15 protein-coding genes are annotated in these 15,077 nt (G+C 67.4%); 9 read left to right on the top strand and 6 right to left on the bottom strand.

The features are described from left to right. The first annotated feature begins 39 nt into the window (after positions 1-39). From CupriaWKF_RS09725 to CupriaWKF_RS09705, 5 genes are all read left to right on the top strand, one after another. Complete coding sequence (locus CupriaWKF_RS09725) at positions 40-993, top strand: ABC transporter permease (RefSeq protein ID WP_276097698.1); 954 nt, start codon at positions 40-42, stop codon at positions 991-993. A gap of 10 nt (positions 994-1,003) precedes the next feature. Further along, entirely contained in the window at positions 1,004-1,966 is a 963-nt protein-coding gene (locus CupriaWKF_RS09720; protein WP_276097697.1) for an ABC transporter ATP-binding protein, read from the top strand. Continuing rightward, positions 1,963-2,952 (top strand): oligopeptide/dipeptide ABC transporter ATP-binding protein, encoded by a 990-nt coding sequence (locus CupriaWKF_RS09715; RefSeq protein WP_276097696.1) that lies wholly within the window; start codon positions 1,963-1,965, stop codon positions 2,950-2,952. The genes CupriaWKF_RS09720 and CupriaWKF_RS09715 overlap by 4 nt, the downstream gene beginning before the upstream one ends. Before the next feature lie 142 nt (positions 2,953-3,094). Continuing rightward, positions 3,095-4,123, top strand: a complete 1,029-nt coding sequence (locus CupriaWKF_RS09710; RefSeq protein WP_276097695.1) for a porin — start codon at positions 3,095-3,097, stop codon at positions 4,121-4,123. Positions 4,124-4,168: 45 nt separating this feature from the next. Then, positions 4,169-5,023, top strand: a complete 855-nt coding sequence (locus CupriaWKF_RS09705) for an N-formylglutamate amidohydrolase (protein ID WP_276097694.1) — start codon at positions 4,169-4,171, stop codon at positions 5,021-5,023. On the opposite strand, the gene CupriaWKF_RS09700 is transcribed toward CupriaWKF_RS09705, so the two are convergent. Genes CupriaWKF_RS09700 through wrbA form a run of 3 tightly spaced genes read right to left on the bottom strand, consistent with a single transcriptional unit; the run spans position 5,016 to position 7,478 of the window. Further along, on the bottom strand, positions 5,016-6,434 hold the full coding sequence (locus CupriaWKF_RS09700) for an FAD-binding oxidoreductase (RefSeq protein ID WP_276097693.1): 1,419 nt from the start codon (positions 6,432-6,434) through the stop codon (positions 5,016-5,018). The two genes, CupriaWKF_RS09705 and CupriaWKF_RS09700, sit on opposite strands and share 8 nt — an antisense overlap. 19 nt (positions 6,435-6,453) lie before the next feature. Next, on the bottom strand, positions 6,454-6,879 hold the full coding sequence (locus tag CupriaWKF_RS09695) for a DUF2069 domain-containing protein (RefSeq protein WP_276097692.1): 426 nt from the start codon (positions 6,877-6,879) through the stop codon (positions 6,454-6,456). Next, positions 6,876-7,478 (bottom strand): NAD(P)H:quinone oxidoreductase, encoded by a 603-nt coding sequence (wrbA, locus tag CupriaWKF_RS09690; protein WP_276097691.1) that lies wholly within the window; start codon positions 7,476-7,478, stop codon positions 6,876-6,878. The genes CupriaWKF_RS09695 and wrbA overlap by 4 nt, the downstream gene beginning before the upstream one ends. Before the next feature lie 145 nt (positions 7,479-7,623). Between wrbA and CupriaWKF_RS09685 the strand changes: the two genes are divergently transcribed. Further along, on the top strand, positions 7,624-8,958 hold the full coding sequence (locus CupriaWKF_RS09685; protein ID WP_276097690.1) for a YihY family inner membrane protein: 1,335 nt from the start codon (positions 7,624-7,626) through the stop codon (positions 8,956-8,958). A gap of 39 nt (positions 8,959-8,997) precedes the next feature. Here the strand turns inward: CupriaWKF_RS09685 and CupriaWKF_RS09680 are convergent, their stop codons facing one another. The 3 genes from CupriaWKF_RS09680 to CupriaWKF_RS09670 all read right to left on the bottom strand — a co-directional run bounded on the left by CupriaWKF_RS09680 (position 8,998) and on the right by CupriaWKF_RS09670 (position 11,550). Further along, positions 8,998-9,315, bottom strand: coding sequence for an Mpo1-like protein (locus CupriaWKF_RS09680; RefSeq protein ID WP_276097689.1), 318 nt, complete (start codon positions 9,313-9,315; stop codon positions 8,998-9,000). Between the two features lie 100 nt (positions 9,316-9,415). Continuing rightward, a complete protein-coding gene (locus tag CupriaWKF_RS09675) occupies positions 9,416-10,240 on the bottom strand; it encodes an alpha/beta hydrolase (protein WP_276097688.1) in 825 nt (274 codons plus the stop codon). Continuing rightward, positions 10,240-11,550, bottom strand: coding sequence for an O-acetylhomoserine aminocarboxypropyltransferase (locus CupriaWKF_RS09670; protein ID WP_276097687.1), 1,311 nt, complete (start codon positions 11,548-11,550; stop codon positions 10,240-10,242). The genes CupriaWKF_RS09675 and CupriaWKF_RS09670 overlap by 1 nt, the downstream gene beginning before the upstream one ends. Before the next feature lie 223 nt (positions 11,551-11,773). Here CupriaWKF_RS09670 and CupriaWKF_RS09665 point away from each other — a divergent pair, with 223 nt between their 5' ends. The 3 genes from CupriaWKF_RS09665 (at position 11,774) to CupriaWKF_RS09655 (ending at position 15,018) form a co-directional block, all read left to right on the top strand. Beyond that, a complete protein-coding gene (locus tag CupriaWKF_RS09665) occupies positions 11,774-12,220 on the top strand; it encodes a CBS domain-containing protein (protein WP_276097686.1) in 447 nt (148 codons plus the stop codon). Between the two features lie 128 nt (positions 12,221-12,348). After that, a complete protein-coding gene (locus CupriaWKF_RS09660) occupies positions 12,349-14,247 on the top strand; it encodes an MFS transporter (protein ID WP_276097685.1) in 1,899 nt (632 codons plus the stop codon). Between the two features lie 30 nt (positions 14,248-14,277). Beyond that, positions 14,278-15,018 carry a glutathione S-transferase C-terminal domain-containing protein gene (locus CupriaWKF_RS09655; protein WP_276097684.1) on the top strand — a complete coding sequence of 247 codons (741 nt, stop codon included), beginning with the start codon at positions 14,278-14,280 and terminating at the stop codon, positions 15,016-15,018. Positions 15,019-15,077: the final 59 nt, after the last annotated feature.

Here is a 15,077-nt window from a genome sequence, read left to right as displayed (position 1 = left end):
CGATCCTCGTCCTGAACCTGTTTTTTGCCAAGTTTCCCGATGTCCCTTCCCGTTACTGAACCGCGCGCCACGGCTACGCCGGCGGCGCCGGCGCCCCCAGAGGGCGCGGCGCCGCCGGCACGGCCGCGACGGCCATCCTTACTCGCACGCTTCGCACGCAATCGCGTGGCGGCGGCAGCGCTGGCGGTATTGCTCGCGCTCATGCTGGTTGCCGTGTTCGCGGGCGTGATCAGTCCGCAGAATCCCTACGACCTGGCCACGGTGTCCGTCATCGATTCCGAACTGCCGCCCGGCGCAGTCGGCTATGACGGCCAGACGCACTACTGGCTCGGCACCGACGGCGCCGGACGCGACCTGGTCAGCGCCATCTTCTATGGCATCCGCATCAGCGTCGCCGTCGGCGTGATCAGCGCCGTGGTGGCGCTGCTGGTGGGGGCCGCCATCGGGCTGGTCGCCGCCTACTGCGGCGGCGTCGTCGACGCGCTGATCATGCGCATCGTGGACCTGCAACTGAGCCTGCCTGCCATCCTCGTCGCGCTGATCCTGCTCGCGGTGCTGGGGCAGGGCGTGGACAAGACGCTGATGGCGCTGGTGATCGTGCAGTGGGCCTACTTCGCACGCACAGTGCGCGGCTCGGCGCAGGTGGAGCGGCGCAAGGATTATGTCGAAGCCGCGCTGGGCCAGGGCCTGCCGGCATGGCGCGTGATGTTCCGGCACATCCTGCCCAATTGCATGGCGCCGCTGGTCGTGACCGCCACGCTGCAGATTGCTCACGCGATCACGCTGGAAGCGACCATGAGCTTCCTTGGCATCGGCCTGCCGCGCACCCAGCCGTCGCTGGGCATGCTGATCGCCAACGGCTTCGAATACATGCTGTCGAACAAATACTGGATCAGCATCTTCCCGGGCGTGGCCCTGGTGCTGCTGATCGGCGCCATCAACCTGGTGGGCGACCGGCTGCGCCGCGTGCTCAACCCGCGCAACGAGGGCTGAGGAGAGAACCATGGCACTGCTGGAAGTGAACGGCCTGACCACGCGCTTTGCACTGGAGCACGGCGCGGTCACCGCCGTCGACAATGTTTCCTTCGCGCTCAACGCGGGCGAAATCCTCGGCATCGTGGGCGAGTCCGGGTCGGGAAAGTCGGTCACGGCGTTCTCGCTGATGAACCTGCTCGACCCGCCCGGCCGCGTGACGGGTGGCGAGGTCCGGTTCAAGGGGCAGGACCTGCGCGCCTGTACGCCGCGCCAGTGGCAGGCCCTGCGCGGGGACCGCATCGCGATGGTGTTCCAGGACCCGATGATGTCGCTCAACCCGGTCATGCGCATCGGTGCGCAGCTGATCGAGACGGTGCGCGTGCATCACCGTTGCTCGCGCGCAGAGTCGCATGACCGCGCCGTCGATGCCCTGAAGAAGGTGGGCATTCCGGCGCCGCGGGAGCGCATGCAGGCCTATCCGCATGAACTGTCGGGCGGCATGCGCCAGCGCGTGGCGATTGCCAACGCGCTGATCAACCGGCCCGACCTGATCATCGCCGACGAGCCCACCACCGCGCTTGACGTGACCATCCAGGCGCAGATCCTGTTCGAGATGAAGCAGCTGGTGCGCAAGACCGGCGCAGCCGTGATCTGGATCAGCCATGACCTGGCCGTGGTCAAGGACCTGGTCGACCGCGTCTGCGTGATGTATGCCGGCCGCGTGGTCGAGCAGGGGCCGGTGGCGGATGTCATCCGCCAGCCGATGCATCCCTATACGCGCGGCCTGCTCGATTCGCTGCCCGCGCACGACACGCGCGGGCGCACCTTGCGGGCGATTCCCGGTGCCGCGCCGGCCTTGTATGCCTTGCCGCCGGGCTGCGCGGTCGCACCGCGCTGCGCGCGGGCCAGCGACCGCTGCGCGCAGGCGCCAGTTGAAGTTTCCGTGCGCGGCCGGTCGCTGCGCTGCGTTCATCCACTGGAGGCGGCATGACTGTCCTGCTCGAAGCGCGCCAGCTGCAGAAGCATTTTTCCCCGAAGCCAGGCCTGCTTGACCGGGTGACCCGGCAAGCGCGCGCACGTCAGGTGGTGCATGCCGTCAACGACGTTTCACTGCAAGTCCGCAAAGGCGAAGTGCTGGGCGTGGTCGGCGAGTCCGGCTGCGGCAAGTCCACGCTGGGCCGCATGCTCGCCGGGCTGCTCGCACCCAGTGGCGGCGACGTGCTGTGGGAAGGCCAGCGTGCCGACACGGCCGCGGCTTCGTACCACCTTGCGGTGCAGATGGTATTCCAGAACCCGTATGCGTCGCTCAATCCGCGACTGCGCATCGGCCAGGCCATCACGGAAGGCGCGCTGCATCACGGACTGGTCGGCCGCAGCCAGGCTGCGGCGTTCGCGCGCGAGATGCTCGCCATGGTCGGGCTCGACGCGTCCTATGCCGAGTGCTATCCGCACGAGTTCTCCGGCGGTCAGCGCCAGCGCGTGGCCATTGCACGGGCACTGGCGCTGCAGCCGCAACTGGTGGTCTGCGACGAGGCGGTGTCCGCGCTCGACGTTTCGGTGCAGGCGCAGGTCATCAACCTGTTCATGGACCTGCGCCGGCAACAGGACCTGACCTACGTCTTCATCAGCCACAACCTCGCTGTGGTGGAGCACATGTCGGACCGCGTGGTGATCATGTACCTGGGCCGTATTGTCGAGATGGGCGATGCGCGCGCAGTCTTTGCCGCGCCAGGCCATCCCTACACGCGCGCGTTGCTGGCCGACGCGCCACGGCTCGACGGCAGTTCCGCGAGCCACCAGCCGATCCAGGGCGAATTGCCGAGCCCGCTCGCGCCGCCGTCCGGCTGCGCGTTCCATCCGCGCTGCCCGCATGCGAGCGCGCGTTGCGCGGCCGAGGTGCCGCTGTTGCGCGATACCGGTGGCGGCCGCCTGTCGGCGTGCCACCTCAATGAACCAGGCCAGATGAAGGCGGCCTGAGCGCGCGCCGCTAAGGGGCGGCGCTTTTCCACGGGATAGCCGCATGGCATCCGCTCCGGTCAACGGCGCGGAGGGCGGCGCTCGCACTTTTGCGCGCGGGCGCATGGCGGCGGGTTGATTCGAAGAAGAGAAGGAGAACAGCATGAAAACAATCCGTCTTATCGGGCGAGCGTGCATGGGTGGCGCGCTGCTTGCGGCGTCGGCCGGCGCGCAGGCCACCTTGACGCTCTATGGCCGCGTCGACACGGATATCGAGTACCAGCGTGGCCCGAGCGGCAACGCTGCGCAGATGGTGGACAACGCGTCGCGCTGGGGCATGCGCGGCAATGAGGATCTCGGTGGTTCGCTGCGCGCGGATTTCGGCCTGGAGCAGGGCTTTCTGGCTGACACCGGCGCCGCTACCAATCCGCAGTTCCGCAATGCCTATGTGGGCCTGAGCGGGGTCTTCGGGGCCTTTGCACTGGGCCGGCTGGATTCGGCAACTTCGGTCGGCTCGCCGGTCTACTCGCAGATCACGCAGAACGTGGACTTCGTCATTCACGATGCCGGCGCCACGGCCATCGGCACCAAGGTGCTGAATGCGCGCAACCGCGTATCGAATGCGCTCGGCTATGTGACGCCGGACTTCGGCGGTTTCTCGCTGCGCGCCCGCGTCAACCTGGCCGGGCCGGACCCCGCCACGCCGAACGTCAAGTCGCCGGTGAAGGCCGAGGACGACTTCCGCCAGTACGACACCGGCCTCAACTATGCCTCCGGCAACTTCTCGGCGGGTCTCGGCTATTCGCGTGATGCCAAGACCGGCGGGCTCGTTGCGAACGACTTCCGCGACAAGATCCAGGCCGCGGCTGCGTACGACTTCCAGGTCGTGAATATCTACGGCGTGTACGGGCGCGACCGCTATGTCGGCACGGCCAGCACGCGCACCGACGTGCGCTACTGGCTGGCGGGCTTCACGGTCCCGTACGGGCCGCACAGCCTGACCGTCAACTACATGGAGCGCGACGTGCAGACCAGCACCAGCGGCCGGCTGCGCAAGGCGCAGGCCGGCTATGGCTACCGGCTCAGCAAGCGCACGCTGCCCTATGTCTTCTTCGACTACGAGGACGGCAACAACCGCAAGCCTGGCGACACCGTGGTCACGTACGGCGTCGGCATCCAGCACAAGTTCTGACCCGCCGCGCAATGCGCCCCCATTTTGTTACCGCCTGCCCGTTCCATGTCTGATCCCTACACCCTGATCGAACCCGCTGTCGCCGCCTTGCCGCTGGTGGTGGACTCTCCCCACAGTGGCCTCGACCACGACGAAATCCTGCCGATGTCGGCCACGCCCGAAGAGTTGCTGACCGGCTGGGACGCTTATGTCGACGAGCTGTTCGGCCATGTGCCCCAGGTGGGCGGCACGTTGCTGCACGCGCGCTTCCCGCGCTGGCTGGTCGATGTCAACCGTGCGCGCGACGACCTCGATCCGGATCTGCTGGCAGGGCAGTTGCCGTATCCGCTGCGGCCCAGCGACAGGGCGCGGCGCGGCATGGGGGTGTTGCGCCGGCTGGCGCTGCCGGGCGTGCCGGTCTATGCATGCAAGCTGCCGGCGAGCTTCGCCGAGCAACTGCTGCAGCGATACTACGATCCCTACCACGCCGCGGTGGCCGGCCTGATCGACGCGCAGCACGCGCGCTTCGGCGCGGTCTGGCATATCGACTGCCATTCGATGAAGTCGCGCGGCAATGCGATGAATATCGACAACGGCGATATGCGGCCCGACTTCGTCATCAGCAACCGCGACGGCAAGACCTGTTCGCCGGAGTTTATCAAGGTCGTGGCGGGCAGCCTGCACAGGCTGGGCTATACGGTGTCGGCCAACTGGCCCTACAAGGGCGCGGAACTGATCCAGGCTTACTCGGACCCCGCGCGCGGGCGCCACAGCCTGCAGATCGAGATCAATCGCGCGCTCTATCTGGACGAGGCCGGCTTTACGCGCCACGCAGGGTTTGCGACGCTGCGCGGGCATCTCGACCAGATGCTGGAAGCCGTGGCGGCCTACGTGCGCGCCGAGCTGGCCGCGCTCAGATGACCTTGGCCGGGTTCATCAGGCCATGCGGGTCCAGCGCCTGCTTGATCGCGCGCATCATGGCCAGTTCCACCTCGCTCTTGTAGAGGCGGTTCTCCTCGCGCTTGAGCTGGCCCAGGCCATGCTCGGCGGAGATCGAGCCGCCGTGCGAATGCACGCTGTCATGGACGATGCGGTTGACGGCGTCCTGGTTGGCCAGGAACGCGTCATGGTCCACGCCGGCTGGCGGCGACACGTTGTAGTGCAGGTTGCCGTCGCCGAGGTGGCCGAAGGTCACCATGCGCGCGCCGGGGAACGACACCTGCAGCAGCGCATCGGTGGTCTCGATGAAATCCGCCACACGCGATACGGGCACGGCAATGTCGTGCTTGATGTTCTTGCCTTCTTCAACCTGCGCGAGCGGAATATGTTCGCGCAGGTTCCAGAAGTCGCGCGATTGCTGCACGGATTCCGCCACCGCGGCGTCGATGGCGACGCCGGCATCGAAGGCGACCTGCATCAGCTTTTCAAAGATGGCGCGCGCATGGTCCTCGCCTTCGCTGTCGGAAAGCTCCATCAGCACGAGCTGCGGATGCACCTGCGCGAACGGGTAGCGCAGTTGCGGGAAATGCGTGGTGACGAGTTGCATGCTCAGCGCCGACATCAGCTCGAAGCCAGTCAGCATGGCTGCCGCGTGCGACTGGGCGATGGCCAGCAGCGCGAGCGCCGCGCGCGGGCTTGCCACGGCGGCCAGCGCCGTGACACTGGCACGTGGCAGCGGGAACAGCTTCATCACCGCGGCCGTGATGATGCCGAGCGTGCCTTCCGCGCCAATGAACAGGTCGCGCAGGTCGTAGCCGGTGTTGTCCTTGCGCAGTCCGCGCAGGCCATGCCAGATTTCGCCCTTGGGCGTCACGACTTCCAGCCCCAGGCATAGCTCGCGCGTGTTGCCATAGCGCAGCACCGCGGTGCCGCCCGCATTCGTGGACAGGTTGCCGCCGATGGTGCAGCTGCCTTCGGCTGCCAGGCTCAGCGGAAACAGCCGGCCATGTTCGTGCGCCACGTCCTGCAGGTGCTGCAGGACCACGCCGGCTTCGACGGTCACCGTGTTGTTGAGCGGGTCGACCTGCCGCACGCGGTTCAGCCGCTGCAGCGAAATCACCACGCAATCCGCGGTAGCCGGCGTCGCGCCGCCGCACAGGCTGGTATTGCCGCCTTGCGGCACCACGGCGACCTGGTGCGCATGGCAGGCGTGGACAGCGGCCGCCACTTCCTCGGTATTGCCCGGGCGCAGCACGGCGATGGCGTCGCCGGTGTAGCGCTTGCGCCAGTCCGTCAGGTAGGGCGCCTTGTCGGCGGCGTCGGTCAGGACATGCTGGGGGCCGAGTGCCGCGCGGCAGAGATCGAGGAAGGAGTCGTGGTGCGAAGCGGGCATGTCGTGTCCTGGAATGCGGCTACTTGCCGGCGGGTTTGCCGGACGCAGCGCTCTTGGCCGCCTTGGCGCGGCGCTTGTACGGGCGCAGGTAAAAGATGGTGCCGAAGAAGTACAGCAGGGTCAGCGCGACCTCGATCCAGGCCAGCGTCGATGACGGCGCGCGGTCGCTGGTGGCGCGCACGATGCCTTCGGTGAAGAACAGCAGGATCAGCATCGATGACCACTGCATGGTGTAGCGGTTGCGCGTGAGCACGCCGCGCAGCGGCAGCAGCAGGGGCAGGAACTTGATCACGAGCCACGACCCGCCGGGCCGCAGCGGTGCCAGGAACCATTCCCACGCGATGCACAGCAGCATCAGCGCGATCAGGCTGCCCACGCTCAGGCGGTACAGCGCGGCGTTGTGCAGGTCGCTGTCGCTGCCGCTGTCGGCCGGCGCGGCGGTCATGCGCGCGCTCCCGCCAGGCGCAACGCGGTCTCGGCCAGGCGCTTGCCCATGGCCAGGGCCAGGGCGGACTCGTCATCGGTGACCGGGCCGCGGTTGTCGCCGTGCGCGTGGTGGCTGGGGCCGTAGGGCGTGCCGCCGGCCCTGGTCGTCATCAGCGCCTTCTCGGAATAGGGCAGGCCCATGACCAGCATGCCGTGGTGGAGCAGCGGCAGCATCATCGACAGCAGCGTGGTCTCCTGGCCGCCATGCAGGCTGCCGGTGGCGGTGAACACGCAGGCCGGCTTGCCGGTGAGCGCGCCCGACAGCCACTGGGCGATCGTGCCATCGAGGAAGTACTTCACCGGCGCGGCCATATTGCCGAAGCGCGTGGGGCTGCCGAGCGCGAGGCCGGCGCATTCCTCCAGGTCGCGCAGTTCGGCATAGGGCGGGCCGTCGGCCGGGATATCGGGCGCGGTGGCCTCGCACACGGCAGAGACCGGCGGTACCGTGCGCAGGCGCGCCTGGGCGCCGGGGACGCTGTTGATGCCGGTGGCGATCAGTTCCGCCAGCTTGCGGGTGCTGCCGTGGCGGCTGTAGTACAGGACGAGGATATCGGTCATGGGGCGGGATGGCGGGCCGTGCCGGAAACGGTCGGCATGAGGTCCGGAGCAATCCGCGTATTATAGTTGTGCCCCCGCCACCTCAGCGGGACTCGTCCGATTGCCACGTCGATTGCCACGTCATCACACAGGAGTCCGCCGCAGCATGTATGGAACCCGCGTTGCCCGCCTGCGCAGGGAATGGAATCTGCAGAAACTGCGCGCGCTCGCGCGCTATGCACTGCGCCGCGCCGGCGAAGGCCGCCTGCCCCAGGTCGCTGCCAGCCTGACCTTCACCACGGTCTTGTCGGTCGTGCCGGTACTGACGGTGGCGTTCGCGCTGCTGGCCGCGTTCCCGGTGTTCCGGGAGTTCCGCGCGGACATCGAGACCTTCCTGTTCCAGAACCTGATTCCCGGCAACGTCAGCGAATCGATCTCGCGCTATCTCGGCCAGTTTTCAAAGAGCGCGCGCGGATTGACGGCGATGGGCCTGGGCGGGCTGATGCTGACGTCGGTGCTGACCATGCTGACGGTCGAAGACGCGCTCAATGCGATCTGGCGCGTCAGGCAGCGACGTCCGCTGGCGCAGCGCGTGCTGGTGTTCTGGGCCGTGCTGACGTTCGGGCCGGTGCTGATCGGGGCCAGCCTGTCGATCAGTTCCTACCTGATTTCTATCTCGGCGGGCTATGTCGGCAATATGCCGATCGGCGTGGGGCTGCTGGTTAGCGCGACGCCGATCGTACTGTCGGCGCTGGCCTTCGCGTTTCTTTATACGGCGGTGCCAAACGCCTATGTCGAGTGGCGCGATGCGATAGCCGCGGGACTGGTCGCGGCGATCGCATTCGAATTCGCCAAGCGCGGCTTCGGGTATTTCATCACGCATATTCCGACCTACACGGCGGTCTACGGGACCTTCGCGGCGCTGCCGATCTTCCTGCTGTGGATCTACCTGAGCTGGCTGGTGACGCTGCTTGGCGCCACCATCGCCGCCAACCTGCCGGTGATGCGGCAGGGGCACTGGCGCCGGCGCACGTTTGCCGGCAGCGAGTTCTTCGATGCACTGGGCGTGCTGCTGCTGCTGTACAAGGCGCGCGACGAGGTGCCGCGCAGCGTGGGAGAACTGGACCTGGGACGCAAGCTTCGTGTCGAAGCCGACTACCTTGCCGTGCTGCTCGGCAAGCTCAAGGCCATGCACCTGATCGGCAAGCTGCAGCAGGAGCGCGGGCAGGCGCACTGGGCGCTGCTGTGCGATCCGTCGCAGGTGACGCTGCGCACGCTGTATGACCGGCTGGTGCTGAACCTGCCGCGCTTGCCGCGCACGGCGCTGGCACAGCAGTTGCAGGGAGCGGAGTCGCTCAAATCGATCCTGCTCAATCCGCAGCTGGACCTGCCGCTGGAGGCGGTGTTCAGGGAGCAGGGGGCCGGCGAGCCGCAGACCGGCGAGGCGACGGACGCGCCAAGGCCGACGCTGGAGATGGTGCCGCCGGGAAGGCTGGGGTAGGCGCAGGCGGATTTACCGCGAGCCGCCGGACCCCATCATTCAGAACGGGATCCGCCCGCGCAGGATATCCGCGTACATGACCCAATCGCCCATCAGGCTGTAGAGCGGATGGCGGAAGGTGGCGGGCCGGTTTTTCTCGAACGCGAAATGTCCTACCCACGCGAAGGCGTAGCCGGAAACTACCGCGCCGGCCAGCCACCACGCGTTGCCGGTCACCACCATCATCAGCAGGCAGATCAACGCTAGCGTCGAGCCGGCAAAATGCAGCCGCCTGCAGGTGCGGTCACGATGCTCGTTCAGGTAGAAGGGATAGAAAGCCGCAAAACTCTCGAATTCGCGCGCGTGCGCCCGGGCCATGGTTGTCTCCGAATCTTTGTTCCGGTAAGCCTCAGTGTAGCCCGCCAGGCGCGAGGAAGGTGCGGACGGCGCCACGCGGGCCGTCCGCCGGTGCGGCCGCTCAGCGCGCCGCCGCCACCTTGCGGGCGAAGCCGGCCAGGGCGTCGAGGACTTCGTCCGGGCGTTCGCCCATCATGGCGTGGCCGCACGGCACCGAGACCATGCTGGCATTGGCCATCTTCGCGGCCAGCGCCTGCGCGGCCTTGGGCGAGGTCATCATGTCCTTGCTGCCGGTGATGAAGAGCGCCGGGCAAGCCAGTGCCGCCGCGGCTTCCTCGCCATGCGCGTAGGTGTTGCACGCGGTGAAGTCGTTATGGAAGACATGGACCGACGGGTTGTTGCGCGAGACGCGCTCCATCAGCCGCTGGCTTCCGCCCTGCATCCAGGCGCCGGGCCCGGGCGATGACGGCTTGTTGGCCAGGCTCGAGTGCGACCACGCATTGACCATGGCGATGGCCTGGTCTTCGCGGTTGAGCGCGGCGTCCAGCAGCGCATCCGATACCTTCATCGGATAGGCCGTGGCCAGCATGGCAATGCCGCGCACGGACTGCGGGTGGCGCGCCGCGCATTCCAGTGCGATCAGCGACCCCATGCTGTGGCCGAACACCAGTACCGGCGCCGTCACGCCGGCGGCAGCCACCAGCGACATGACCCAGTCGGCCATCGCTTCGACGGTGGCCAGCGGTGCGCCCTTGCTGCGGTTGTGGCCGGGCAGGTCCACCGCCAGCACGGAGAAGCCGTGGTTGGCGAACCAGCGCGTCTGCAGCGCCCAGACGCTGTGGTCGTTCTGCGCGCCATGCACGAACACGGCGCAGGGCAGGGCGGGATCGAACGGCTTGCCGCCGGTGTAGGCGTAGGCCGGCTGGCCTGCGAGCTTCAGTTCCATCAGGCTTGCCCTCCCTTGCCGCTCATGGCCTTTTCGGCGGACTTCAGGCCGCGCTTGAGGTCGTCGATCAGGTCGTCGGCATCTTCCAGGCCGATCGACAGGCGGATCGTGCCTTCCGTGATGCCGGCCGATTGCAGCGCCGCCGCGTCCATGCGGAAGTGCGTGGTCGAGGCCGGGTGGATCACCAGCGAGCGCGCATCGCCGACGTTGGCCAGGTGCGAGAACAGCGACAGGCTTTCGATGAAGCGCTTGCCGGCCTCGCGGTTGCCCTTCAGGTTGAAGCTGAACACGGCGCCGCAGCCGCGCGGCAGCAGGCGCTTGGCGAGTTCATAGTCGGGGTGCGATTCCAGTTCCGGGTAGGCGACGGACTCGACCATCGGGTTCGAGGCCAGGAACTGCACCACGCGCCGGGTATTGTCGACATGGCGCGCCATGCGCAGCGGCAGCGTTTCCACGCCCTGCAGCAGCTGCCACGCGGCCATCGGGTTCATGCACGCGCCGAAGTCGCGCAGGCCTTCGCGGCGCGCGCGCAGCAGGAACGGGGCAACCGTGCTTTCCTCGGTGAAGACCATGTTGTGGAAGCCTTCATACGGCTCCGACAGTTCCGGGAAGCGTCCGGAGGCCTCGAAATCGAAGGTGCCGCCTTCGACCAGCACGCCGCCGATGGTGGTGCCGTGGCCGCCCAGGAACTTGGTGGCCGAGTGGTAGAGCAGGCCCGCGCCGTGGTCGAACGGACGCAGCAGGTACGGCGTGGTGAAGGTCGAATCGACCAGCAGCGGAATGCCGTTGTCCTGGCCGAGCTGCGCCAGGGTCGGGATGTCCAGCACGTCCAGGCCCGGGTTGCCGAGCGACTCGCCGAACAGCAGGCGCGTGTTGGGGCGGATCGCGGCGCGCCAGGCGTCGATATCGCGCGGCTTGACGAAGGTGGTCTCGATGCCGAAGCGGCGCAGCGTGTAGTGCAGCAGGTTGTGCGAGCCGCCGTACAGCGCGGTGGAGGCGACGATATGCGAGCCGGCGCCCATCAGCGTGGCCACGGCCAGGTGCAGGGCGGCCTGGCCCGAAGCGGTGGCGACGGCGCCCGCGCCGTTCTCCAGCGCGGCGATGCGCTCTTCCAGCACCGCCACGGTGGGGTTGGAGATGCGCGAGTACACATGGCCGGCGCGTTCCATATTGAACAGCGAAGCCGCGTGCTCGCTGTCCTTGAACACGAACGAGGTGGTCAGGTGGATGGGCGTGGCCCTGGCCCCGGTGGCGGGGTCGGGCGCGGCGCCGGCGTGCAGCGCCAGCGTGTCGAAACGGGTACCGGACATGAGGATTCGGGCGAGAGTTGTCTCCGGGCTGCATCGTAGCACCGCGCGTGCGGCGATGGGGTCATCCGCCCGGAAACCGGCCTGTGCTTTACTTATCCGGGCGATCTGGGCTAGCATCGGCGCACGGGCGCCCCCTGCCCGGACATCCCATGAACAGACAAGATCAGGCATTCGGCCCCCAGTCGGGCGCCATGCCGCAGGCACACCGGTAGCGGAGACAACCATGAAAGTCAGCGACATCCTCCAGATCAAGGGCAATACGCTCTACACCGTGACGCCTGACACCGCCTTGCTGGTAGCCGTCAACACCATGGCCGAGCACGACATCGGTTCGCTGGTGGTCATGGAGTACGGCGACCTGGTCGGCATGCTGACCTTCCGCGAGATCATCGAGACGCTGGCCAGGAACGGCGGCAGCGTCGGCACCACCAGCATCCGCAAGGTGATGGATGACGCGCCGCTCACCTGCACCATGGAAACCGACGTCAACGAGGTGCGCCGCATGATGCTGGAACGTCACACCCGCTACCTGCCGGTGCTCGACAACCGCACGCTGATGGGCGTGATTTCGTTCTACGACGTGGCCAAGGCGGTGGTGGAAGACCAGAGCTTCGAGAACAAGATGCTCAAGGCCTATATCCGCGACTGGCCCGAAGAGCGCGCAGACTGAGCAACGCCAGCGCCGGGCGCGTCCCGGCCCGGTGCAGTCCGGCCATGCGGTGAGGGCATGATGGCGGCCGGAACGCCGCCCCGGCAGAATCCCGGGGCCAACCCATCCGGGCCCGCGGGCCTGCCAACATGAGCCAACACAGCCAGTTCCGACTGCTCGGCGCGCGCCGTTTCGCCCCGTTCTTCTGGACCCAGTTCCTGGGGGCGATGAATGACAATGTCTTCAAGGTCGCCTTCACCTCGCTGGTGACCTATCACACGGCGCTGTTCGAGGGCGTGGACGCCCGCAGCGCCGCGTTCCTGATCTCGGCGATCTTCATCGCGCCGTTCGTGCTGTTTTCCGCGACCAGCGGGCAGATCGCCGACAAGATCGAGAAGTCGCGCCTGATCCGGCTGGTGAAATCGCTCGAGATCGCCATCATGGCGCTGGGCTGCGCCGGCTTTGCCTGGCACAGCGCCACGCTGCTCTATACGGGCACGTTCCTGATGGGCCTGCATTCCACGCTGTTCGGGCCGGTCAAGTTCGCCTACCTGCCGCAGCACCTCGATGAATCCGAACTGGTCGGCGGCAATGGCCTGGTCGAGATGGGTACGTTTGTCGCCATCCTGCTCGGCACGCTGCTCGGCGGCGAACTGGCGGGGCTGGAGCAGGGCGGCAAGCTGATCGGGCCGCTCTACGTAGGCGTGGCCTGCGTCGGCCTGGCCGTGGCCGGGCGCGTCGTGTCCGGCGGCGTGCCGGTGTCGCCCGCGCCGCAGCCTGAACTGCGCATCAACTGGAACCCGTTCACGGAGACCTGGCGCAACCTGATGCTGGCGCGCGAGAACCGCACGGTCTTCCTGAGCCTCCTGGGCATTTCGTGGCTGTGGTTCCTGGGCGCGACTTTCCTGACCTCGTTCTTCAGCTTTGCCAAGGACGTGCTGGGCGGCGACCAGAACGTGGTGACCCTGCTGCTGGCGGTGTTCTCGGTGGGCATCGGCATCGGTTCGCTGCTGTGCGAGCGGCTGTCGGGCCGGCATGTCGAGATCGGCCTGGTGCCGTTCGGCTCGATCGGCATGACCGTGTTCGCGGTGGACCTGTACTTCGCCAGCCACGGGCAGGCAAGCGGCACGCTGACAGGCATTGGCGGCTTCCTTGCGGATCCGCGCCACTGGCGCGTGCTGGCCGACCTGCTGCTGCTGGCGATGTTCGGCGGCTTCTACAGCGTGCCGCTGTATGCGCTGATCCAGAGCCGCAGCGCGCCGACGCACCGTGCGCGCATCATTGCCGCCAACAACATCCTGAATAGTTTCTTCATGATCGGCGCATCGCTGCTTGGCGTGGCGCTGACCCAGGCTGGCTTCAGCATTCCCGAGCTGTTCCTGGTCGTGGGCCTGCTCAATGCGCTGGTGGCGATCTACATCTATTCGCTGGTGCCCGAGTTCCTGCTGCGCTTCGTGGCCTGGATCCTGGTGCATACGGTGTACCGGCTGCGGCGCGTGAATGCCGAGCGCATTCCGGCCGACGGCCCGGCCGTGCTGGTCTGCAACCACGTCAGTTTTGCGGACGCGGTGGTGCTGATGGCGGCCAGTCCGCGCCCGGTGCGGTTCGTGATGGACCATCACATCTTCAAGGTGCCGCTGATGTCGTGGTTCTTCCGCCAGGCCCGGGCGATTCCGATCGCGCCCGCGCACGAAGATCCGGCGCTGCTGGCCAAGGCCTACGATGACGTGGCTGCAGCCTTGCAGGATGGCGACCTGGTCTGCATCTTCCCGGAAGGCAAGATTACCGCTTCGGGCGAGATCAACGCCTTCAAGCAGGGCGTGCAGCAGATCATTCAGCGTACGCCGGTGCCCGTGGTGCCGATGGCGTTGCGCGGCCTGTGGGGCAGCTTCTTCTCGCGCAAGGGCGGGGCGGCCATGACCAAGCCGTTCCGGCGCGGCATCCTGAGCCGCCTGGAGCTTGTCGTGGGCGAACCGGTAGCGCCGGAACTCGCCACGCCGGAAAGCCTGCAACAGATGGTCACCGCCCTGCGCGGCGAATGGCGCTAGCCGGCGCCCCGTCCCGTCGCAATCACCGCCATGCTCACGCTCTATACCTTTGGCCCGGCCTTCGGCCTGCCCGACGCCAGCCCTTTCGTCACCAAGGCCGAAATGCTGCTCAAGCTGGCCGGGCTGCCTTACCAGACCCGGCGCGGCAGCCTGCGGCGCGCGCCCAAGGGCAAGCTGCCCTACCTGGACGACATGGGCCGCATCGTGGCCGATTCGACGCTGATCCGCTGGCACATCGAGAAGACGTACCACATCGACTTCGACGCCGGCCTGACGCCCGCCGAATGCGGCGTAGCCTGGGCGGCGGAAAAGCTGATGGAGGACAACCTGTACTGGGCGGTGGCGCGCGTACGCTGGCTCGACGAAGCCAACTTCGAGCGTGGCCCGGCGCAGTTCTTCCGCGGCGTGCCGGCACCGGCGCGCGGGCTGGTCGAGCGGCTGGTGCGTCACAAGGTGCGCCGCACGCTCTGGAACCAGGGGCTGGGCCGGCATAGCGAAGAGGAACTGGTGGCGCTGGCCAACAAGGGGGTCACATCGATCGCGGATATCCTCGGCAATCGGCCGTACCTGATGGGCGAGCGTCCGTGCGGCGCCGATGCAACGCTGTTCGCGTTTGCCGCCAGCCTGCTGTGCCCGGTGTTCGACACGCCGATCCGCACCGCCGCGGAGGGGCATGCCAACCTGGTCGCCTACGTGGCGCGCATGCGCGAGGAGTTCTATCCGGATTTCGAACCGGACGCCGTGCAGCAGGGCGAACTGTCGCGCCGCTGAGCGGCAGGCGGGGCGCAGAAGGGGAGGCATTGGCCTTACAATGTAGGCCGTCCCCAATT

It is taken from the genome of Cupriavidus sp. WKF15, from assembly GCF_029278605.1.
Classification (GTDB): domain Bacteria; phylum Pseudomonadota; class Gammaproteobacteria; order Burkholderiales; family Burkholderiaceae; genus Cupriavidus.
Note: the sequence above shows the minus strand (reverse complement) of the source record. Positions and strands in the feature narration are given on the sequence as shown.